Origin of the sequence: Micromonospora sp. NPDC047465 (genome assembly GCF_040643125.1) — a bacterium.
In the GTDB taxonomy this organism is placed as follows: Bacteria; Actinomycetota; Actinomycetes; order Mycobacteriales; family Micromonosporaceae; genus Micromonospora.
This window is the reverse complement of record NZ_JBEYTP010000027.1, coordinates 31,890-53,373: the sequence shown is the minus strand read 5'-3', so window position 1 is coordinate 53,373 and position 21,484 is coordinate 31,890. Positions and strand designations below refer to the sequence as shown.

Annotated in this window: 20 protein-coding genes and 1 pseudogene; 14 read left to right on the top strand and 7 right to left on the bottom strand. The window is 72.2% G+C overall.

Translation table 11 applies throughout. The annotated features are described in order from the left end of the window. Positions 1–36: 36 nt before the first annotated feature. Positions 37–759 (bottom strand): GntR family transcriptional regulator, encoded by a 723-nt coding sequence (locus ABZ793_RS23165; RefSeq protein WP_357460638.1) that lies wholly within the window; start codon positions 757–759, stop codon positions 37–39. Positions 760–895: 136 nt separating this feature from the next. Here ABZ793_RS23165 and ABZ793_RS23160 point away from each other — a divergent pair, with 136 nt between their 5' ends. The 5 genes from ABZ793_RS23160 (at position 896) to ABZ793_RS23140 (ending at position 6,164) form a co-directional block, all read left to right on the top strand. Beyond that, positions 896–2,110, top strand: a complete 1,215-nt coding sequence (locus ABZ793_RS23160; RefSeq protein ID WP_357460636.1) for a CoA transferase — start codon at positions 896–898, stop codon at positions 2,108–2,110. Positions 2,111–2,169: 59 nt separating this feature from the next. After that, positions 2,170–2,580: a nuclear transport factor 2 family protein gene (locus ABZ793_RS23155; RefSeq protein WP_357460633.1), complete on the top strand. Its 411-nt coding sequence runs from the start codon at positions 2,170–2,172 to the stop codon at positions 2,578–2,580. After that, positions 2,577–3,770, top strand: a complete 1,194-nt coding sequence (locus ABZ793_RS23150; RefSeq protein WP_357460631.1) for a CaiB/BaiF CoA-transferase family protein — start codon at positions 2,577–2,579, stop codon at positions 3,768–3,770. Before ABZ793_RS23155 ends, ABZ793_RS23150 begins: the two co-directional genes overlap by 4 nt. 77 nt (positions 3,771–3,847) lie before the next feature. Then, the gene (locus tag ABZ793_RS23145) at positions 3,848–5,383 is read left to right on the top strand and encodes an acyl-CoA synthetase (protein WP_357460629.1); all 1,536 of its coding nucleotides are present in this window, start codon (positions 3,848–3,850) and stop codon (positions 5,381–5,383) included. Between the two features lie 10 nt (positions 5,384–5,393). After that, positions 5,394–6,164 (top strand): enoyl-CoA hydratase-related protein, encoded by a 771-nt coding sequence (locus tag ABZ793_RS23140; RefSeq protein WP_357460626.1) that lies wholly within the window; start codon positions 5,394–5,396, stop codon positions 6,162–6,164. Positions 6,165–6,174: 10 nt separating this feature from the next. Here ABZ793_RS23140 and ABZ793_RS23135 read toward each other — a convergent pair whose 3' ends face one another. Both ABZ793_RS23135 and ABZ793_RS23130 read right to left on the bottom strand, forming a co-directional pair. Next, complete coding sequence (locus ABZ793_RS23135; RefSeq protein ID WP_357460624.1) at positions 6,175–6,939, bottom strand: SDR family oxidoreductase; 765 nt, start codon at positions 6,937–6,939, stop codon at positions 6,175–6,177. Beyond that, complete coding sequence (locus tag ABZ793_RS23130) at positions 6,936–7,559, bottom strand: TetR/AcrR family transcriptional regulator (RefSeq protein WP_357460621.1); 624 nt, start codon at positions 7,557–7,559, stop codon at positions 6,936–6,938. Before ABZ793_RS23130 ends, ABZ793_RS23135 begins: the two co-directional genes overlap by 4 nt. A 206-nt stretch (positions 7,560–7,765) precedes the next feature. Here ABZ793_RS23130 and ABZ793_RS23125 point away from each other — a divergent pair, with 206 nt between their 5' ends. Genes ABZ793_RS23125 through ABZ793_RS23095 form a run of 7 tightly spaced genes read left to right on the top strand, consistent with a single transcriptional unit; the run spans position 7,766 to position 15,252 of the window. Continuing rightward, the gene (locus ABZ793_RS23125; protein ID WP_357460618.1) at positions 7,766–8,524 is read left to right on the top strand and encodes a 3-hydroxyacyl-CoA dehydrogenase; all 759 of its coding nucleotides are present in this window, start codon (positions 7,766–7,768) and stop codon (positions 8,522–8,524) included. A 29-nt stretch (positions 8,525–8,553) separates the two neighbouring features. Then, complete coding sequence (locus ABZ793_RS23120) at positions 8,554–9,741, top strand: thiolase family protein (RefSeq protein WP_357460615.1); 1,188 nt, start codon at positions 8,554–8,556, stop codon at positions 9,739–9,741. A gap of 17 nt (positions 9,742–9,758) precedes the next feature. Beyond that, positions 9,759–10,940, top strand: coding sequence for an acyl-CoA dehydrogenase family protein (locus ABZ793_RS23115; RefSeq protein WP_357460612.1), 1,182 nt, complete (start codon positions 9,759–9,761; stop codon positions 10,938–10,940). Next, a complete protein-coding gene (locus ABZ793_RS23110; protein ID WP_357460609.1) occupies positions 10,937–11,767 on the top strand; it encodes a crotonase/enoyl-CoA hydratase family protein in 831 nt (276 codons plus the stop codon). Before ABZ793_RS23115 ends, ABZ793_RS23110 begins: the two co-directional genes overlap by 4 nt. Then, positions 11,764–12,930 (top strand): CaiB/BaiF CoA-transferase family protein, encoded by a 1,167-nt coding sequence (locus tag ABZ793_RS23105; protein ID WP_357460607.1) that lies wholly within the window; start codon positions 11,764–11,766, stop codon positions 12,928–12,930. The genes ABZ793_RS23110 and ABZ793_RS23105 overlap by 4 nt, the downstream gene beginning before the upstream one ends. A 58-nt stretch (positions 12,931–12,988) precedes the next feature. Next, positions 12,989–14,041 (top strand): phosphotransferase family protein, encoded by a 1,053-nt coding sequence (locus tag ABZ793_RS23100; protein WP_357460604.1) that lies wholly within the window; start codon positions 12,989–12,991, stop codon positions 14,039–14,041. Between the two features lie 50 nt (positions 14,042–14,091). Next, complete coding sequence (locus ABZ793_RS23095; protein ID WP_357460746.1) at positions 14,092–15,252, top strand: acyl-CoA dehydrogenase family protein; 1,161 nt, start codon at positions 14,092–14,094, stop codon at positions 15,250–15,252. A 9-nt stretch (positions 15,253–15,261) separates the two neighbouring features. Here the strand turns inward: ABZ793_RS23095 and ABZ793_RS23090 are convergent, their stop codons facing one another. Genes ABZ793_RS23090 through ABZ793_RS23080 form a run of 3 tightly spaced genes read right to left on the bottom strand, consistent with a single transcriptional unit; the run spans position 15,262 to position 18,251 of the window. Then, positions 15,262–15,642, bottom strand: coding sequence for a YccF domain-containing protein (locus ABZ793_RS23090; protein ID WP_357460602.1), 381 nt, complete (start codon positions 15,640–15,642; stop codon positions 15,262–15,264). Positions 15,643–15,693: 51 nt separating this feature from the next. After that, positions 15,694–16,653 (bottom strand): SMP-30/gluconolactonase/LRE family protein, encoded by a 960-nt coding sequence (locus ABZ793_RS23085; RefSeq protein ID WP_357460600.1) that lies wholly within the window; start codon positions 16,651–16,653, stop codon positions 15,694–15,696. 59 nt (positions 16,654–16,712) lie between these two features. Next, a complete protein-coding gene (locus ABZ793_RS23080; protein ID WP_357460598.1) occupies positions 16,713–18,251 on the bottom strand; it encodes a long-chain-fatty-acid--CoA ligase in 1,539 nt (512 codons plus the stop codon). A 408-nt stretch (positions 18,252–18,659) separates the two neighbouring features. Between ABZ793_RS23080 and ABZ793_RS23075 the strand changes: the two genes are divergently transcribed. Further along, the gene (locus ABZ793_RS23075; RefSeq protein WP_357460596.1) at positions 18,660–19,559 is read left to right on the top strand and encodes a hydroxymethylglutaryl-CoA lyase; all 900 of its coding nucleotides are present in this window, start codon (positions 18,660–18,662) and stop codon (positions 19,557–19,559) included. A 244-nt stretch (positions 19,560–19,803) separates the two neighbouring features. Here ABZ793_RS23075 and tnpA read toward each other — a convergent pair. Continuing rightward, positions 19,804–20,227, bottom strand: a pseudogene (tnpA, locus tag ABZ793_RS23070) (IS200/IS605 family transposase). 16 nt (positions 20,228–20,243) lie between these two features. Here tnpA and ABZ793_RS23065 point away from each other — a divergent pair. Further along, positions 20,244–21,479, top strand: coding sequence for a transposase (locus tag ABZ793_RS23065; RefSeq protein WP_357460593.1), 1,236 nt, complete (start codon positions 20,244–20,246; stop codon positions 21,477–21,479). Positions 21,480–21,484 lie beyond the last annotated feature (5 nt).

The following is a 21,484-nucleotide window of genomic DNA, read 5'->3' as shown; positions in this document are numbered from 1 at the left end:
AGCGCTCAGGACGGGCCGCCCGCCGGTGGTACGGGGTCAGTCGGCGGCGTCCTCGACGGCCGTCGCCATCGCGAACAGCTCGCCCACCTCGGTGTCGTTGGCCTGGATGTGGGCGACCAGCACGTCGCGGCCCTGGAGCACGTGCTCGTACATGAGCGCCGACGCCCGTTGCCCGTCGCCGGCGACGATCGCGTCCCGCATCAACCGGTGGAACAGGTGCGACCGCTCGATCTGGGCGCGGTCGAACTGGCGGAAGGCCTGGAAGACCAGCGGCACGTCGACGGTGCGCTCCAGCAGCCGGCTCAGCCGCTCGTGCCTGGCCGCGGCCAGGATGGTGCCGTGGATCTGGTGGTTCGCCGCGTTGACGGCCCGGGTCAGCTCGATCGCGTCCGCGTGCTCGGTGTGCAGGGCGGCCTCGAAGGCGGCGATCCCGGCGTCGAGGAGGCCGACCTCCTCGTCCGTGATCCGCTCGGCCGCCAGTTCGGCGGCGTACGCCTCGAGGCGGGCGCGCAGGCCGTACAGGTCGGCCACGTCCTCGATCGACAGCCCGCGCACCACGGCTCCCCGGTTCGGCTCGCTGTGTACGAGTCCCTCGGCCTCGAGGCGGCGCAGGGCCTCGCGCACCGGTGTGCGGGAGAGCGCGAACTCCTCGGCGATCCGCTGCTCGACGAGGCGCTGGCCGGGCCGGTAGCGCCCCTCGACGATGGCCTGCCGGATGTGGGCGTAGGCCGCCTGGCTGTTCCCCTTGTGCGTCGTCACTCGTCACGTCGCCTTTTCGCGCTCGGTGGACTGATCGGGTGAAGTGTAGCGGCGCACACGCCAGTTGTATGCGATCTCCGATCCGTGTGGCGCAAAGCGGCGCGCCGGAGCCAAGGATTGTGTACAATTCTCGGCCATGGGTGGTTCCACAGGGCCGTTGCACGGCCTCCGCGTCCTTGAGTTGGGCAGTTTCATCGCCGGCCCGTTCGCCGGCCAGCTCCTCGGCGACTACGGGGCCGAGGTGCTCAAGATCGAGGCGCCCGGCACCGGCGACCCGATGCGCCGCTGGGGGATCACCGAGAATGGCGAGAGCCTCTGGTGGCCCGCGATCGCCCGGAACAAGAAGTCCGTCGCGATCGACCTGCGCCGGCCCGACGGGCGGGACCTGATCCGCAGGCTGGTCGCCGAGGTCGACATCGTGCTGGAGAATTTCCGGCCCGGCACGCTCGTCGACTGGGGGCTGGACTACGCCGCGCTGTCCGCGATCAACCCCCGGCTCATCATGGTGCACGTCAGCGGCTTCGGGCAGACGGGTCCGCGCGCCGGCGACGCCGGCTTCGGCAGCATCGGCGAGGCGATGGGCGGCATCCGGCACACGACCGGGAACCCGGGGCTCCCGCCCACGCGTACCGGCATCAGCCTCGGCGACTCCCTCGCCGCCCTCTTCGCCGTCATCGGCACCCTCGCCGCCGTACACGAGCGGGCGGCCAGCGGCAGGGGACAGGAGGTGGACGTCGCGATCTACGAGGCCGTCGCCGCGCTGATGGAGTCGACGATGGCCGACCACGAGGTCGCGGGCGTCACCCGTGGCCGGACCGGCTCGGTGCTGCCCGGCGTCGCGCCGTCCAACGTCTACCCGACCTCCGACGGCGCCGAGGTGCTGATCGCGGCCAACGCCGACACCGTGTTCCGCCGGCTCTGCGTCGCGATGGGCGACGAGACGCTGAGCGCGGACCCGCGGTTCGCCGAACACGGCGCCCGCGGTGGGAACATGGCCGAGATCGACGCCATCATCAGCGACTGGACGCGCACCATGACCGCCGAGGTGCTGCTGAAGGTCATGGAGGACAACGGGGTTCCGGCCGGCCGCATCTACACCGCCGGCGACATGCTGAACGACCCGCAGTACGCCGCCCGCGACATGGTGGTCCGGCTGGCCAACCGATTCGGCGTGCGGATCCCCGCCGCCGGCGTCGTGCCCAAGTTCTCCCGCACCCGTCCGGCGACGCCGGTGGCCGGCCCGGTGCTGGGCGGCCACACCCGCGACGTCCTGACCGGCCTGGCCGGCGTCGATGGTGCGGAGTGGGCCCGGCTGGCGGCCGACGGCGTCGTCGTCCAGCCGGCCGGATGACGCCCGCCGCCCGCGCCGGCGGGATCCGTCGCCGCTGCCCCCGACCATTGGAGAGACCCTTGACTGCTGTCCCGACCGCGTCCACCGCCGGTGGGTACGACGACATCGCCGAGCGCTTCTTCGACGCCGTCGGCAGGGGCGACCTGGCCGCGGTGACCGACCTGTACGCCGAGGACGTCGAGGTGTGGCACAACTACGACGAGGTGGACCAGACCAGGGAGCAGAGCCTGCGCACCCTCGGCTGGATCCACGCCAAGATCGGCCCGCTGCGGTACGTCGACGTGCGGCGCACCCTGCTGCCCGACGGCTTCTGGCAGCAGCACGTCGCCGAGATCGCCGGTGACGGGGTGACGACGCGCGTCCCGGCCGCGCTGCGGGTGTTCTGCCGGGCCGGGAAGATCGTCCGCATCGAGGAGTACCTCGACCCCGCGCCGTTCACCGCCCTGGTCGCCGCGAGAGCCACGGCGTGACCCACCGGTCCGGTCCCCTGCGGGGGCTCACCGTGGTCGAGCTCGGCGGCGTGGGGCCGGCCGCGTTCTGCGGCATGCTGCTGGCCGACCTCGGTGCGCGGGTGGTCCAGATAGCAAGGCCCGGTTCGGCCGCCGTGTTCTCCGACGCGCACCTGCGGTTCGGCGTCGTCAACCGCGGCCGGGAGTCGGTCGCGATCGACCTGTCCCGACCCGAGGGGGTGGCCGCCGCGCTGCGCCTCGTGGACGGTGCGGACGCCGCGATCGAGGGCTTCCGCCCGGGCGTCGCCGAACGGATCGGCGTCGGACCGGACGCCTGTCGCGAGCGCAACCCGCGGCTCGTCTACGGCCGGATCACCGGGTGGGGGCACGGCGGGCCGTGGTCGGACCGGGCCGGGCACGAGGCGAACTACGTCGGGCTGGCCGGCGGGCTCGCCCCCGTGTCGAGGGCCGGGGAGCCGGCGGCGCCGCCCGCCGGGCAGCACGGGGACATCGGGGCGGCGGCGACTTTCCTCGCCCTCGGCGTGGTGAGCGCGCTGCTCGAAGCCCGCAGCTCCGGCGAGGGCCAGGTCGTGGAGGCCTCCGTCGTGGACTCGGTCGCGGCCCGGATGGCCCTCGCGATCGGCGCTGCGGCGGCCAGGGCCGCCGACCGGGTGGAGCGGGACACGGGGGCCAACGCCCCGTTCGGCGACACCTACCGGTGCGCGGACGGTCGCTTCGTCGCGGTCGCCGCCATCGAGGAGACCTTCTATTCGCGGCTGCTGGGCAGGCTCGGACTGACCGGGCATCCGGCCTTGGTCGGCGACCGGTTCGACCGCGCGCGGTGGCCGGGGATGCGGCAGGTGCTGACCGAAGTGTTCCTGGCCCGGGCCCGGGACGAGTGGTGCGAGGTCTTCGCCGACGCCGATGCGTGCGTCTCGCCCGTGCTGACCGTGGAGGAGGCGATGGCGCACGAGCACAACCGGGCACGCGGGGTGTACGTCGACGTCGGCGGCTCCGTGCAGCCCGCCCCCACGCCCCGGTTCAGCCGCACCCCGCCGGCCACTCCCGGTCCCGCCGTCCCCGCCGGCGCGAACTCGACGAACGTGCTGCGGGGCGCCGGCCTGAGCGCCGAGGAGGTGTCCGCGCTGCTCTCCTCGGGCGTGGTCGTCGCCGGCCCGACCGGCGGCGACGGGGGCCGCGCGGCCACCTAGCGGGGGCTCGTCACGTTGTCATCGTGCCGTGGGCCGCACGGCACCGAAGCTGCGACAGGATCGCTGAGGAGCGGCGGATGTATCCCGGTACCCATGTCGACCAGTTCCCCGAGAAGCCCGCCGTGATCGTGGGCGAGACCGGCGAGACGCTCACCTACCGACAGTTGGAGGAGCGGTCACGCCGCCTCGCGCGCGTGCTGCACGACGCCGGACTGCGCCGCGGTGACCACCTGGCGCTGTTGACCGACAACACGCCGCGCGCGTTCGAGGTCTACTGGGCGGCCCTGCGCACAGGGCTCTACATCACGGCGGTGAACAGCCACCTCACCCCTGCCGAGATCGCCTACATCGTCGACGACTGCGACGCTGCGGCGATCGTCGTCTCCGCCGGCCTGCGGGAGGCGGCCGAACGCCTGGTCGCCGAGACGCCGCAGGTCACCCTCCGGCTGGTCTACGGCGGCCCGGCGGAGGGTTACTCGTCGTACGAGGAGGCGCTGGAGCAGGCGTCGGCCGAGGCGCTGCCCAGCCAGCCACGCGGCACCGACATGCTCTACTCCTCGGGCACGACCGGTTTCCCGAAGGGGATCAAGCCGCCGCTGCCCGACCACCAGGTCGACGAGGCCAACGCCGACGCCGCGCTGTACGGACCGATGTACGGCTTCGGCACCGACACCGTCTACCTGTCCCCGGCGCCGATCTACCACGCGGCGCCGCTGCGGTTCGCCGCGGTGGTCCAGGCCCTCGGTGGCACGGTGGTGATGATGCGGCGGTTCGACGCCGAGGCCGCGCTGTCGATGATCGAGCGTTACCGGGTGACCCACAGCCAGTGGGTACCGACGATGTTCGTCCGGATGCTGAAGCTCCCCGAGCCGGTCAGTCACAGGTACGACGTGTCCAGCCTGCGGTGCGCGGTGCACGCCGCGGCCCCGTGCCCGGTCGAGGTCAAGCGGGCGATGCTCGACTGGTGGGGGCCGATCCTCGTCGAGTACTACTCGGCGACCGAGCTGAACGGCGTCACGTACATCACCAGCGAGGAGTGGTGTCGCAGGCCGGGCTCGGTCGGCCGGGCGGTCGTCGGCGTTCTGCACGTCTGCGGCGACGACGGTGCGGAGCTGCCGGTGGGCGAGGTCGGCACCGTCTACTTCGAGCGGAACGAGCTGCCCTTCCGCTACCACAAGGACCCGGGCAGGACCAGGGAGGCCGTGCATCCGCGGCATCCGACGTGGACCACGACCGGCGACATCGGCAGGGTGGACGAGGACGGTTTCCTGTACCTCACCGACCGCAAGGGGTTCACGATCATCTCCGGCGGGGTCAACATCTACCCCCAGGAGATCGAGAACGCGCTGATCCTGCACCCCCGGGTGCTCGACGTCGCGGTGATCGGCATCCCCGACGCGGACCTGGGGGAGTCGGTGCGGGCGTACGTGCAGCCGGCCCCCGGCGCGCGGGCGGACGCGGCGCTCGCCGACGAACTGGTCGCGTTTCTCGGCGAGCGGATCGCCCGCTACAAGCTGCCGCGCAGCGTCGAGTTCGTCGAGCGGTTGCCGAGGACGCCGACGGGCAAGCTCGTCAAGCGCGCCCTGCGCCACCTCGCCGACGCCGCCGAGTAGGGCCGGCGGCGTGGGTATCGTCGTCGAGCGGCAAGGTGGCGTCGTCCGGGTCGGCCTGGACCGGCCGGAGCGGCTCAACGCGCTGGACCTTCCCGCGATGCGCGGCCTGGGCGCGGTCCTCGACCGGCTCGCCGTCGACCAGACGGTCCGCTGTGTGGTGCTCGCCGGGCGGGGGCGGGCCTTCTGTGCCGGGGCGGATCTCGCCGCCGCCGATCCGGCGACCCCGGTGGGCCTCCGGGAGGAGATGATGGCTGCGGCCAACCACGTGGTGCGGCGGCTGACCACGCTGCCGGCCCCGGTCCTGGCCGCCGTGGACGGCGGCGCGCTCGGGGTGGGTGCGTCGCTGGCCCTGGCGTGCGACCTGGTCGTCGCCTCGTCCCGGTCCTACTTCGTGCTGCCGTTCCTGTCCGTCGGTCTCATGCCCGACGGCGGGGCGTCGGTGACGGCCGCGGCGTCGATGGGTCGCGCCCGCGCCATGCGGGCGGCCCTGCTCGGCGAGCGGATCAGCGCGGGTGAGGCGGCCGAGATCGGCCTGATCGCCGAGGCGTGCGACGCCTCGACGTTCGAGGCCCGGGTGCGGGAGTTGGCGACCAGGATCGCCCAGGGGCCGAGGGCCGCCACCGCGCTGACCAAGCAGGCCGTCAACGCGGCGACGCTCCCGGACCTGGACGCGGCGCTGCGCCGGGAGGCGGAGGGGCAGACCACGCTGATGGGTACGGCCGACTTCCGCGAGGGCATCGCCGCCTTCGCCCAGCGCCGCGCCCCGACCTTCACCGACTGACGGCCGGCGCTCAGATCGCGGCGAGACCGCCGTCGACGAGGAGGGTCGTGCCGGTGACGTACGACGACGCCGGGCTGGCCAGGAACAGCAGCGCGCTGTCGACCTCGTGCTGCTCGCCGAAGCGGCCCAGCAGGCTGTGCTGGGCGACCATGTCGCGCAGCTTGTCCTCACCGTTCGCCGTCATCTCGCTGGCGAAGTAGCCGGGGCACAGGGCGTTGACCCGGATGCCCTTGCGGCGGGACCACTGCTGCGCGAGGTCCCGGGTCAGGCCGATGACGCCCGCCTTGCTCGCGGCGTACGACGCCTGCGGGAACCGCGAGGCCACCACACCGTGCACGCTCGCCACGTTGACGATGGCGGAACCGGCCGGCATCACCCGGGCGCAGGCCTGGGCCATCCAGAACGAGCCGTTGAGGTTCACGTCGATCACCTGGCGGAACGCGTCGGGGGTCTCCCGCGAGGCCGGTACGGAACCGCCCAGGCCGGCGTTGTTGACGAGCACGTCGACGCGGCCGTGTTCGGCCACCGCCGCGTCCACCAGTGCCTGGCACTCCTCGGGCACCGTCACGTCGGTCGCCCGGGCGAGCACCGTCGCGCCCCGTGCGCGGAGTTCGCCCGCCACCTCGTGCAGCCGGTCCTCGCGTCGGGCGGCGAGGACCAGGGTGCCGCCGACGTCCGCGACGGCCCGGGCGAAGCCCACCCCCAGCCCGGAGCTCGCGCCGGTGATCACCACGACCCGGCCGTCGAGTCGGAACGCGTCGAGCGGACCGGTCATCGGGTGGCCCCTTCCTGTGCCTGGTGTTGCACGGTTGCCAGCGCGAGGTCGGCGTACCTGCGGGCCATGGTCGGCGCGTCGACCGGGCCGCCCGGCCGGTACCAGCCGGCGACGCCCTGGCACATGGACAGGATCGCCCGGCTGCACTCCTCGGGATACGGGGTGCGGAAGACGCCCTGGGTCACCCCGCCGAGGATCGCGTCGCGCAGCTCGCCCTCGAGCTCGTCGCGCCGGGCCACGTAGTGCGCCCGGTTCTCGGGGGTGAGACTCCGGCGCTCGGAGTCGAGGAACGCCAGGTCGCGGTGCTGGGCCATGTAGAGGACGATCGCCTCCACCAGGGCGCTCAGGCGGGCCACGCAGTCCTCGCCGGCCTCCTCGAGGGCCGCCCGGGCGTGCGCCAGCACGATCCGCATCGCGTGGTCGAGCAGCTCCCGCAGCATGGCCTGCTTGTTCTCGAAGTGGTAGTAGAGCGCCGGCACGGTGACGCCGGCGCGGACGGCGATCTTGCGGACCGACGTCCCGTCGTAGCCGTGTTCGACGATCTCGGCCAGCGCGACCGACAGGAGCGGCGACAGCTCGAGCGGGGGGTAGCTCCGCCAGTCGAATGCGTCGTCGGTCACGTCGTCCTCGTCTCCGTCCGCCTCGGGGCCGGGTCGCCGGGGGAAGCCTAGAGCGTCCCGGAGGCGCTTAGCAAACGTTCGCTCAGTACCCGCCCAGTGCGGCTGTCCGGCGGGTCCGGCCGGCGGGAGGGGCTTGGCTTCCACACCGTCCAGGGGCTACTTTAGCGATCGCTCACTAAGTGCCGCTAGGTGTGGGAGGTCAGGGCATGGATGTCCGGGGCAAGCAGGCGTTGGTGACCGGAGGTGCCTCCGGGCTCGGCCTGGCGACGGTGGAGACGCTGGTCGCGGCCGGCGCCCGGGTGGTGGCACTGGACCTGCCCACCGCCGACCGCAGCCGGCTCGACGGGCTGGGGGACGCGGTCCGGTTCGCCGGCGCCGACGTGACCGACGAGGAGGCGGTGCGCTCGGCCGTCTCGCTCGCCAACGACGAGGGCGCCCTGGCCGTGCTGGTCAACTGCGCGGGGATCGGCAACGCGGTCAAGACCGTGGGCAAGAACGGCCCCTTCCCGCTCGCCGACTTCGAGCGGGTGGTCCGCGTCAACCTGCTCGGCACCTTCAACGTGCTGCGCCTCGCCGCGGCGGCGATGGCGGAGAACGAGCTCACCGGCGAGGAGCGCGGGGTCATCGTCAACACGGCGTCGGTCGCCGCGTTCGACGGTCAGGTCGGGCAGGCCGCGTACTCGGCCTCGAAGGGTGGCGTGGTCGGCATGACCCTGCCGATCGCCCGCGACCTCGCGGCACTGAAGATCCGCGTCGTGACCGTCGCGCCGGGCCTCTTCGAGACCCCGCTGCTCGGGCAGCTGCCGCAGGAGGTCCGCGACTCGCTGGGCGCGCAGGTCCCGCACCCCAGCCGGCTCGGCCGCCCCGCGGAGTACGCCCAGCTGGTCGCGGCGATCGTGGCCAACCCGATGGTGAACGGCGAGACCATCCGCCTCGACGGCGCCATCCGGATGGCCCCGCGCTGACCAGCAGCCCCCGACAGAAGGAAGCAACCATGCGTAACGCGGTCATCGTCGACATCGTCCGGACGCCCTCCGGCAAGGGCAAGCCCGGGGGAGCGCTGTCCGGGGTGCACCCGGTCGACCTGTTCGCCACCGTGCTCCGCGCGCTGGTGGAGCGCAACGACCTGGACCCGGGACGGGTCGAGGACGTCATCACCGGCTGCGTTGGGCAGGCCGGCCAGCAGGCGCTCAACGTCGGCCGTAACGCCGTGCTCGCCGCGGGCTGGCCGGAGTCGGTGCCGGCCACGACGATCGACCGGCAGTGCGGCTCCAGCCAGCAGGCGCTGCACTTCGCCGCCCAGGGGGTGATGGCCGGCGCCTACGACGTCGTCGTCGCCGGCGGCGTGGAGTCGATGAGCCGCGTTCCGATGGGCGTCGCCGCGATGGGCCAGGACGCGCAGGGGCCCTCGATCGCCCGGCGCTACCCGGAGGGGTTGGTCAACCAGGGCGTCTCGGCCGAACTCATCTCCGAGAAGTGGGGGCTCTCGCGGGAGCGGCTCGACGAGTACGCCGCCCGGTCCCACCGCCTCGCGGCCGAGACCGCCGCCGCGGGCGGCTTCGACCACGAGATCGTGCCGGTGCGCGTCGACGACGACGGCGACCGCTGGTTCGCCGCGGACGAGACGATCCGCCCGACGACGAGCGCCGAGGGGCTGGCCGGGCTGCGGCCGTCCTTCGGCGCCCCCGACCTGCGCGAGCGGTTCCCGCACCTGGACTGGCGGATCACGGCGGGGAACTCCTCGCCCCTGACCGACGGCGCCTCGGCGGCGCTGATCATGGGCGAGGATGTCGCCGAGAGGCTCGGCCTGCGGGCGCGGGCCCGCTTCCACGCGTTCGCGGTCGCCGGCGACGACCCGATGCTCATGCTCACCGCGCCGATCCCGGCCACCCGTCGGGTGCTCGACCGGGCCGGGCTGGGCATCGACGACATCGACGCCTACGAGGTGAACGAAGCCTTCGCCCCGGTGCCGCTGGCCTGGTTGGCCGAGTTGGGCGGTGACCTCGACAAGCTCAACCCGCGCGGCGGCGCGATCGCGCTGGGCCACCCGCTCGGCGCCTCCGGCACCCGCCTGGCGGGCACCCTGCTGAACCACCTCGAGGCCACCGGCGGCCGCTACGGGCTGCAGACCATGTGCGAGGGCGGCGGCATGGCCAACGCCACCGTCATCGAGCGACTCTGAGCCAGGGGAAGCAGACCATGGGCAAGGATCTGTGGGCCCGGCGCCCGTTCTTCACCGACGACCACGAGGCGTTCCGCGCGAGCGTCGCCCAGTTCCTCGACCGGCACGTCACGGCGCACGTCGAGGCCTGGGACGAGGCCGGCATCATCCCGCGTGAGCCGTGGCGCGAAGCCGGCCGGCAGGGACTGCTGGGCATCAACGCGCCCGAGGAGCACGGCGGCGGTGGGGCCGTCTCCGACTTCGGCTTCCGCTGCGCGATGATCGAGGAGTTCGCCCGGGTCAACGCCACGTCCCTCGGCTCGGGCTTCTCCTGCCACGCGGACATCGTGCTGCCGTACGTCTTCGACCTGGCCACCCCCGAGCAGGCCGAGCGGTGGGTCCCCGACCTCTGCGCGGGCGGGAAGATCGGTGCCATCGCAATGACCGAACCGGGCACCGGCTCGGATCTGCAGGGCATCCGGACGACGGCGCGGCGCGACGGCGACAACTGGGTGCTCAACGGCGCCAAGACGTTCATCACCAACGGCATCCACAGCGACCTCGTGATCGTCGTCGCCCGGACCGACCCCGACCCCGGGGCCCGGAGCCGGGCGTTCAGCCTGCTGGTCGTCGAACGGGGGATGCCCGGGTTCAGCCGCGGCCGCAAGCTCGACAAGATCGGCCTGAAGTCGCAGGACACCGCCGAACTGTTCTTCGACGACGTCGTCGTGCCGGCCGACAACGTGCTCGGCGAGGTCGGACGAGGGCTGCCCTACCTGATGGGCCACCTGCCGCTCGAACGACTGGGCATTGCCGTGGCCGCCTGCGCCGGGGCACGCGCGGCACTCGGCTGGACCCTCGACCACGTCCAGCATCGGCAGGCGTTCGGTACGCCGATCGCGTCGTTCCAGAACACCCGCTTCGCCGTCGCCGAGATGCTGACCGAGCTGGAGGTGACGCAGGCGTACGTGGACGACGCCGTGCGGCGGTTCGACCGCGGCGAGCTGGGCGCGGTGGACGCCGCCAAGGCGAAGTGGTGGTCGACGGAGATGCACAAGCGCACCGTCGACCGCTGCGTCCAGTTGTTCGGCGGCTACGGCTACATGCGGGAGTACCCCATCGCGCGGGCCTACGCGGACACCCGCGTCACCACCATCTACGGCGGGACCACCGAGATCATGAAGCACATCATCGCCCGCGACGTGCTGGAGTCGCGATGACGACCACGAGCGACCCGATGCCCGACGGCACCGCACCGGCCGCACTGTACGAGCGGTCCGGCCACGTCGCCGTGATCCGACTCAACCGGCCGCAGGCCCTGAACGCCGTCAACGCCGCGCTGTCGACCGCCGTCGGGGAGGCGCTGGAACGGGCGGCCACCGACCCCGAGGTGCGCGTCGTGGTGGTGACCGGCAACGGCCGGGCCTTCTGCGCCGGAGCCGACCTCAAGGAGTTGGCGGCCGGACGCTCGGTCGCCGCGCCGGAGCACCCCGAGTGGGGCTTCGCGGGCCTCGTCCGACACTGGATCGACAAGCCGTTGGTCGCGGCCGTCAACGGGTTCGCCATGGGTGGCGGCACCGAGATCGCGCTGGCCTGCGACCTGGTGGTCGCCGCCGAGGACGCCAGGATGGGCCTGCCAGAGGTCAGGCGAGGGCTCATCGCCGCCGCGGGCGGGGTGGTGCGGCTCCAACGGCAGATCCCGCTCAAGCGCGCGTTGCAGATGGCGCTGACCGGGGACGCCGTCGACGTGCGCCAAGCGGCCGAGTGGGGCCTGGTCAACGTGGTCGCCCGGCCCGGCGCGGCGCTGGAGGAGGCGCTGGCGCTGGCCGAGCGGATCGCCGCCAACGCGCCGCTGTCGGTGCAGCACACCAAGCGGGTCATGCACGCCGTCGCCGCCGCCGGCTCGGACTGGAACCCGGACTGGTCGCGGCGGGAGGTGTGGGCGGTCAACGACGAGGCCACCGACGTCGTCTTCGCCAGCCGCGACGCGGTCGAGGGTCCCACCGCCTTCGCCGAGAAGCGGCCGCCGGTCTGGGAGGGCCGGTGAGCAGCCGCGGCCGGGGACCGTTGGCCGGGATCAGGGTGATCGAGCTGGGCGGCATCGGCCCGGGCCCGTTCGCCGGCATGATGCTGGCCGACATGGGCGCCGACGTGGTGCGGGTGGACCGGGCCGGCCACGTCGGCGTCGCCGCGCCGCACCGGTCCAGCCACCAGGTGCTCGACCGGGGTCGGCGGTCGCTGGCGGTGGACCTGAAGCATCCCGCCGCCGCGGACGTCGTGCTGAACCTCGTCACGACCGCCGACGTCCTGCTGGAGGGCTTCCGTCCCGGCGTGGCCGAGCGCCTCGGGGTGGGCCCGGCCCAGGCGCTCGGCCGCAACCCCAGGCTGGTGTACGGCCGGATGACCGGGTGGGGACAGCATGGGCCGTACGCCCGGCGGGCGGGCCACGACATCAACTACGTCGCGGTCACCGGGGCGCTCGAGCCGATCGTGGGCGCGGACGGCGCCCCGACCGCCCCGCTCAACATGCTGGGCGACTTCGGCGGCGGAGGCATGCTGATGGCCTTCGGTGTCGTCGCCGCCCTGCTGCACGCCCGGCGGACGGGGCAGGGCCAGGTCGTGGACGCCGCGATCGTGGACGGCACCGCCCTGTTCACGGCGATGCTGCACTCGATGCGGGCCCACGGCGAGTGGACCGAGCCGCGCGGCGGCAACCTCTTCGACGGGGCGGCGCCCTACTACGGCGTCTACCGCACCGCGGACGACCGGTGGATCTCGGTGGGCGCCATCGAGCCGCAGTTCTACGCCCAGTTGCTGGAGGGCCTCGGTCTCGCCGAGGAGCTGGCCGGCGTACCCCAGGACGACAAGGCCGCGTGGCCACGGGTCCGCGCGACCTTCGCCCGGCGCTTCGCCGAGCGGACCCGGCAGCGGTGGATGGACACCTTCGCGGGCTCCGACGCCTGTGTCGCGGAGGTCCTCAGCCCCGCGGAGGCGCCCGGCCACGAGCACATGGCCGCCAGGTCCGTCTTCGTCGAGCACGACGGCCTGACGCATCCCGCCCCGGCACCCCGGTTCTCGCAGACCCCCGGGGCATGGCCGGGGCCGGCGCCCCGCTACGGCGAACACACCCGTGAGGTGCTCGGCGAGACGGGCCTGGACCGGGCGGCCGTCGACGCGCTCGTCGACGCCGGGGTCGTCCGGCAGGCATGAACCCGGGCGGGCCCGGGCCGAACCCGGCCCCGCCGGACACAACTGAGAGGAGCGGTGGGTGAACGCGTCGTCGGCTGAGCCGGACCTGCGGGAGCTGGTGCGCCCGGAACGGGTGGGACGGGCGCTGGCCGAGGCTCTGGAGGACGACCGGTGGCGGGAGCTGGACGTCACGCTGATCGCGGGTGGCAAGTCGAACCTGACGTTCGAGCTGGTCAGCGCGGCGGGGGCGGTGGTGCTGCGCCGCCCGCCGACGGGTGAGCTGCTGCCGAGCGCCCACGACATGGGCCGTGAGGCGCGGGTGCAGCAGGCCCTCGCGGGGACGCCGGTGCCGGTGCCCCGGGTGATCCTCGTTGACCGGACCGGTGACCTGCTCGGCGTGCCGTGCTACGTGATGGAGAAGGTCGACGGCCACGTGGTCCGCGACGAGCTTCCCGCGGGGTACGCCCGGGACCCGGGGGCGAAGGCCGCGCTGGCCGACGCGCTGGTCGACGTCCTGGCCGACCTCCACCTGGTGGAGCCGGAATCGGTCGGCCTGGGCGACTACGGCCGGCCGACCGGGTTCGTGGCGCGGCAGTTGCGGCGCTGGCGCGGCCAGTGGGACGCGTCGAAGACCCACGAGGTGCGGGCGCTCGACGAGCTGGGGGCACGGCTCACCGACGCGCTGCCGGCCGCCGGGCGGCCGGCGATCGTGCACGGCGACTTCCGGCTGGACAACTGTCTGCTGGACGGCCGGGACCCCGCGCGGGTGCGGGCGGTGCTCGACTGGGAGCTGTCGACGCTGGGCGATCCGATGACGGATCTGGGGATGCTGCTGTTCTACTGGCGCGAGCCCGGCGAACCCGCGCCGCTGCTGACCCCGGCGGTGACCCGCCACGACGGTTTTCCCCGCCGCGCCCACCTCGCCGAGCGCTACGCCCGGCGGACCGGGGCGGGCCTGGACGACCTCGCGTTCTACGAGGCGTTCGCCCACTTCAAGTTCGCGATCATCGCCCAGGGTGTCGCCGCCCGGGTGGCGTCCGGGGCGATGGCCGGGCAGACGTTCGGCGACCTCGACGACGAGATCCGGCGGATCGCCGAAGCGGGCTTGACCACACTCGACCAGAAAGGCTGACCCAGGTGGATTTCACGCTCTCGCCGAAGGCGGAGGAGACCGTCGGACGGATGTGGGACTTCATGCGGGAGGAGGTCCTGCCCGCCGAGCGGAGCTGGGCCGCCCACCTGGCCGCGCACGGGGCGCACGCGTACCCGCCGGTGATGGAGGACCTGAAGGCCTCCGCGCGGCGGCGCGGCCTGTGGAACCTGTTCCTGCCCGAGCTGTCGGGGCTGACCAACCTGGAGTACGCGGCCGTCGCGGAGGTCTCCGGCTGGTCGCCGGTGATCGCGCCGGAGGCGATCAACTGCCAGGCCCCCGACACGGGGAACATGGAGACGCTGCACCGGTTCGCCACCGGGGAGCAGAAGAGGCGGTGGCTGGAGCCGCTGCTGGCCGGGACGATCCGCTCGGCGTACGCGATGACCGAGCCGGACGTGGCGTCCTCCGACGCCACCAACATCACCACGGCGATCGTCCGGGACGGCGACGAGTACGTCGTCAACGGGCGCAAGTGGTGGATCACCGGGGTCGCCGACGAGCGGTGCCAGGTGTTCATCGTGATGGGCAAGACCGACCCGGACGCCGAGGCGCACCGGCAGCAGTCGATGATCCTGGTGCCGCGGGACACTCCCGGGCTGGAGATCGTGCGGCACCTGCCGATCTTCGGATACCAGGACCAGCACGGCCACTCGGAGCTGGTGTTCCGGGACGTACGCGTGCCCGCGGCGAACCTGTTGGGCCGCGAGGGTGACGGGTTCGCGATCGCCCAGGCCCGGCTCGGACCGGGTCGGATCCACCACGCGATGCGGGCGATCGGGATGGCCGAGCGGGCGCTGGGACTGATGGTGGAGCGCGCCAAGTCGCGGGTCGCGTTCGGCCGGCACCTCGCCGACCAGGGCGTGGTGCGCGAGCTGATCGCGCAGTCGCGGATCGACATCGACCAGGCGCGGCTGCTGGTCTACAAGACGGCGTGGCTGATCGACAGGTACGGCGCCAAGGGTGCCCGCACGGAGATCGCCGCGATCAAGGTCGCCGCGCCGGCGATGGCGACCGCCGTGATCGACCGGGCGATCGAGGTGTTCGGCGGTGCCGGGGTCAGCGACGACACCCCGCTCGCCTACTTCTACGCTTGGGCGCGGGTGCTGCGCATCGTCGACGGCCCCGACGCCGTTCACCGCCGCTCCATCGCCCGGGAGGAACTCAGGCGCGAACGCCCGTACGTCGGGTGAGCGTCGCGGTCACGGTGCGTCGACGACCTCCCGCCCGAGGGGCCAGAACGCCGCCGGCACGAGCTTGAAGTTGGCGATGCCGAACGGGATCCCGATGATCGTGACGCAGAGCGCGACACCCGCGACGATGTGGGACAGGGCCAGCCACCAACCCGCGAGGATCACCCAGAGGACGTTCGCCAGTCCGGAGGCGACGCCCGCGCCCGGCCTGGGCACCACGGTGCGGCCGAAGGGCCACAGCGAGTAGGCGGCGAGGCGCAGCGACGCGACACCGAACGGGATGGTGATGACCAGGACGAAGCAGACCAGTGCGGCGATGCCGTAGCCGATCGCCAGCACGATCCCACCGCCGAAGACGAGCCACAACACGTTCAGAACGAAGCGAATCACTCCTCCAGCATGACCAGCCCGCGCCAGCCGGTCGGTGCGACGGCGCCCTCGTCACTGCGGGGCGGCGGAGGCGAAGTGGGGTTGCAGCCCGGGCCGCGGCCAGTCGACCGCCAGCAGGCGGCCGGTGCTGGAGGCGGTGATGTAGGCCGTCCGCAGGTCGGGGCCGCCCCAGGTGATGTTGGTGATTCCCGGGTCGCCGACGTCGATCGGCACGAAGTCCACCAGTCCGCCGTCCGGGTCGATCACCGAGATGCCCGGCGTGACCATCGACGCCACGCAGACGTTGCCGCCGGCCTCCACGCCGAGCGAGTCGAAGTTGGTGTACGTCGGCGCGGTGTGGAGGAAGTTGCCGCCGCCGGAGCCGCCGAGGGACTTCCCGCCCCGGATCTCACCCGGGGCTGTCACGTCCCACCACCAGACCCGCGCGGTGTAGGTCTCGCTCACGTAGAGCCGGCTGCCGTCGGGGGAGAGCCCCACGCCGTTCGGGCCCTCCATGCCGCCGGCGAGCATCCGGATCGACCGGCCGTCCGGCGTGGCGTAGAACAGTCGCCCACGGTCGCCGGTGACCCCGTCGCTCTTGCCGTGGTCGGTGAAGTAGAACCCGCCCTCGGCGTCGAAGACGAGGTCGTTGGGCCCGCGCAGCGCCACGCCGTCGGCCTCGGTGTAGAGCGTCTGCACCTCGCCCGTGGCCAGGTCGACGGCCTGGATGCTGCCCGAGGTGTAGCCGGCGGGAATGCCTCCGGCGAACACGAACCCGCCCACCTCGAAGGCGTGCAGGCCACCGTTGTTGGCGACGTACACCCGACCGTCCGGACCGACGGCGGCGCCGTTGGGCCCGCCGCCCAGCTCGGCGACGACGGACGTCGCGCCGTCCGGGGTGACCCGGGTCAGGGTGCCACGGTGGATCTCGACGACCAGGACGTCGCCGTCGGGCAGGGCGACCGGCCCCTCGGGGAACTTCAGGCCGGTGGCGACGGTGGTGACGGCGGTGGATGCGACGTGCTCGTCCATGGCTCGGCTGCCCTTTCCGATCGGCGTTGGTCCGGCGTCGGCTGCTCCGCCGGCGTCGGTTAATGTCCGGCGACGAACTGCTCGCGGAGTTCGTTCTTGCGGATCTTCCCGCTGACGGTCTTCGGCAGCGCATCGACGAAGTAGACCGCGCGCGGCTGCTTGTAGGACGCCAGCCGGCTCCTGGACTGGGCCACGACGTCCTCGGCCGTGATCTCGTGCCCGTCCTTCGGTACCACCACGGCAGCCACCTTCTCTCCCCACACCGGGTCGGGCAGGCCGATCACCGCGGCCTCCGCCACGGCGGGGTGCTCGTAGAGGGCGTTCTCGACCTCGCTGGAGTACACGTTCTCGCCACCGGAGATGATCATGTCCTTCAGCCGGTCGACGATGTAGAGGAAGCCCTCCTCGTCCCTGCGGGCGAGGTCACCGGTGTGGAACCAGCCACCCCCGAAGGCCGCCTCGGTCGCCTTCGGGTCGCCCCAGTAGCCGGTGGTGACCTGGTCGCCGCGCACCACGATCTCACCGATCTCACCGAGGTCGCAGTCCTCGCCGTCGGGGCGCACCACCCGCACGTCCACCAGCGACATCGGCTTGCCGACGGCGTCGAGCAGGTGCTCCTCGCCGTTGGCGGCCCGGATGTGCGCCTGCTTGTCGAGGGTCAGCATGTTCCCGCCGAGTTCGGTCATGCCCATGCCGGCGTAGACCACGGGCCCGAACCGCTCGATGGTCTGGCGGAGCACCTCCGGCGGGATCTTGGACGCGCCGTACCCCATCCACTCCAGGCTGCTGAGGTCGTAGCCGTCGATCTTCGGGTGGGCCAGCAGCATCGACATCATGGTGGGGGCGAACCCGCCGCTGGTCACCCGGTGGTCCTGCACGATCCGCATCCAGCGCTCCGGATCCCAGCCGGACATCATCAGCACCGAGCCGCCGTGGAACTGGTGCACGGGTACGAGGTAGCCGGCCACGTGGCACAGGGGCATGGCGTTGAGGAACGTGGTCCGGGGCGTGGGATCGTACGCGAGCGCCGACTGGATCAGCGCGACGTTCAGGTTGCGGTGGGTCAGCTGCGCGCCCTTCGGGAACCCCGTCGTGCCGCTGGTATAGAGCAGCCAGGCAACGTCCTCCTCGCCGACCCGGACGTCCGGGGTCGCCGCCGACGCGGCGCCGAGCAGATCCTCGTAGCTGCGGAAACCCGGCACCGGCTCGCCGATGACGATGATGTGCTCGACCGAGGCGAGTTCGTCGCGATGGTCGGCGATCGCCGCGAGGAAGGGCTGGGCGACGAGGAGCACCTTCGCGCCCGCGTTGTTGAGGATCCACACCCATTCCTTCGGGTGCAGGCGGTAGTTGAGCATGGTCAGGGCCATGCCCGCCGACGGCACGCCGTAGTAGGCCTCGACGTACTCGAGGCTGTTCTCGGACAGGATCCCGATCCGGTCACCGTGCGCGGCGATGCCCGTCAGGCCGTTGGCGAGGCGCATCGCGCGCTCGTGCAGTTCGGCGTACGTCCGCGATCCCGAGTCGTCGACCATGAGCAGAGCGGTGTGGTGCGGGTACCGAATCGCGTTGCGCCGCAGGATGTCGCCGTAGAGCACGGTGTCTCTCCTCTGTCCGGGTCGGTGGCCGAGGTGAAGGGTTGTCGGGCGACCAGTCGCGCGGGCGCGGCGAGGCCGGCGAGTTGCTCCTGAGCCGGCGGCGGGAGCACCGTGCCCGGGACGCCTGCCCCGGACGGGTGTCGCCGCACGTCCGCGCGGTCCACCCGGCTCGCTCCGGCGCCGAGGTGAGCGGGTGGGTCGGTAGGTGAATGAAACCACGGCGATACGGTCCCGTAAAGAGATCGCGGGCAGCTAATGCATACAATCCAGCTTCCCCGCGATCGTCAGATGATGTGTGGGTGGAGGGTGGCGGCTTGCCGCACTGGGCGGGGCGGCCTATCTTGCATACATTTGCGGTTGGTTTGGGCGGCGACTCCAGCCGGGCCGACCCGAAACCGAAGGACGGACATGACGGTCAGAATCTGTGAAGTCGGCCCCCGCGACGGCCTGCAGAACGAACCAGAGCACCTCACCGCGCGGCAGCGCGCGGAGTTCGTCAACCGACTGGCCGGCACCGGGCTGACCGCCGTGGAGGTGACCAGCTTCGTCAACCCGGCCCGCGTACCCCGGATGAGTGCCGCGGAGGAGGTCTGCGCGGGGATCGGGCCGGCGTCCGGCGTCGCGTTCGCCGGTCTCGTGCTCAACGAGCGCGGCTACGCCCGGCTCGCGGCGACCCCGCTGGTGGAGGCGCGGGTCGCCTTCTGCGTCACGGAGACCTTCAACCAGCGCAACCAGGGGCGCGGCGTGGGGCAGTCGCTGGCCGAGGCCGGCGCCATCGTCGCCGCGGCGCACGCCGACGGCCGGCGGGCCAGCGTCACCCTGGCGGCCTCCTTCGGCTGCCCCTTCGAGGGAGAGGTCGATCCGGGCCGGGTGCTGAGCATCGCCGAGCAGGTCGCCGCGATCGGGGCCGACGAACTCATCTTCGCCGACACGATCGGTGTGGGGGTGCCCGGACAGGTGACCCGCCTGCTGGGCGGCGCGGCCGGTTTCGGCATTCCGCTGGGGCTGCACCTGCACAACACGCGGAACACCGGATACGCCAACGCGTACGCCGGTCTGGAGGCGGGAGTGGCGGTGCTCGACAGCTCCGTCGCCGGCATCGGCGGTTGCCCGTTCGCGCCCGCCGCGACCGGCAACATCGCCACCGAGGACCTCGTCTACCTGCTCGAGCGCGAAGGCGTCGACACCGGTGTCGACCTGGACGCCCTCCTGTCGGTCGCCGCCTGGATCACCGACGTGCTGGGCCGGCAGTTGCCGGGCCAACTGCTGCGGGCGGGGCGGTTCCCGAGCGCGGACCGCGTGATCTGAGGCCGGACCGGCGACAGCGCGAAGAGGAGGCCGCCGACCACGGGCGGGGCCGGCCATGGCCTCGCCCGTGCCCGTTGCGCGGGCGTCGCGACGACCGGCGGGCAGTCGACCGACCTACGGCCGGACCACCGCCGACCGGGCGATACGACGGCCGGGTGCCCGCTACCAAGATGCGGGTCAGTGCTCCGCCCTTTAGGGCGGGGGTGAAGGCCCGCGCGGGAGGCCGGCTAGGCCCGAGCGTGCTCTAACCCGGCTGGTTCTGCTGCTCGATGTACTGGTGAAGGGCTGTCAGGGGTGCGCCGCCGACGGAGCCTGCGAAGTGCGAGGCCGACCAGAGTTTGTTGGCTCGGTAGAGGTGGCGGGCTAGGTCGGGAAACTTTTGACGTATCCGGCGGGAGGATACGCCCTTGAGGCTGTTCACCAGCCGGGTGAGGGCGATCTTGGGTGGGAGGTTGACCAGTAGGTGCGCATGTTCGGCCTGACCGTTGAACTCGATTAGGTCGCACTCGAAGTCGGCGCACACACCCGCGTTATCTCTTCCATGCGGGTCAGGTGTCGGTCGGTGAATACCTTGTGTCGGAACTTGGTCACGAAGATCAAGTGGGCGTGCAGGGCGAAACTCAGTGCCTGCCAGTGCGGATGTCTCCGGGGTCTTTGTCATAGGCCAATGCGAGACTGTCCGGTGTGCAGCTGCGGTACAACTACCGTGTCTATCCGACGCCCGGCCAGCAGGAAGCGTTGGCGCGGGCGTTCGGGTGTGCGCGGGTGGTGTTCAATGACGGGCTGCGCGCACGTCAGCAGGCCCGTGAGCAGGGTTTGCCGTACCTGTCGGACGGGGAGTTGTCCAAGCGGGTCATCACCGAGGCCAAGCGCACTCCGCAGCGGGCGTGGCTGGGTGAGGTTTCGGCGGTGGTGTTGCAGCAGGCCCTCGCGGACCTGAACACCGCCTACCGCAACTTCTTTGCCTCGATCACGGGCAAGCGCAAGGGCCGTAAGGTTGCGTCGCCGCGGTTGCGGTCCCGCAAGGACAACCGGCAGGCGATCCGCTTCACCAGCAACGCCCGCTTCCAGGTGCTGGACAACGGTCGGCTGCGGCTGCCGAAGATCGGTGACCTGCAGGTGCGCTGGTCGCGTCCGCTTCCGGCCGAACCGTCCTCGGTCACGGTGATCCGGGATGCGGCAGGCCGGTATTTCGCCTCGTTCGTCGTGCGGGTGGACGACTCGCCGTTGCCGCCGGTGGCATCCGAGGTGGGTATCGACCTTGGGCTGACGCATTTCGCTGTGCTGTCGGACGGTACGAAGGTCGCCGCGCCGAGGTTCCTGCGGCGCGCGGCCCGTAAGCTGCGTCGGTTGCAGCAAGGCCTTTCCCGCAAGACAAAGGGCTCGGCCAACCGTAGGAAGGCCGTGGTCAAGGTCGCTCGCGCGCATGCCCGGGTGGCCGACACGCGCCGGGACTGGCAGCACAAGCTCTCGACTCGGATCGTCCGCGAGAACCAAGCGGTGTACGTCGAGGACCTGTGCGTCGTCGGTCTCGGCCGGACCCGGCTCGCGAAGTCCGTGCACGATGCGGGCTGGGCGTCCTTCGTCGGGATGCTGGAGTACAAGGCCGTCCGCGCCGGACGCATCTTCGGCGAGATCAACCGGTTTGCGCCCACCAGCCGGACATGCTGGGAGTGCGGCCGGCTCGACGGACCGAAGCCGCTGTCCGTCCGGTCGTGGACCTGCCCGTGCGGGACGATCCACGACCGGGACGTCAACGCGGCCAAGAACGTGTTGGCCCAGGGACGCTGGGACAACTCAAACGCCTGTGGAGCGCAGGTAAGACCGGCACCCGTGCCGGCACCGCGCCGAGAAGCAGGAATCCACCCAGGCGCTGCGCGCTGTTCCGCGCGCAGCGCGGAGGGAATCCCCGTCCTTTAGGGCGG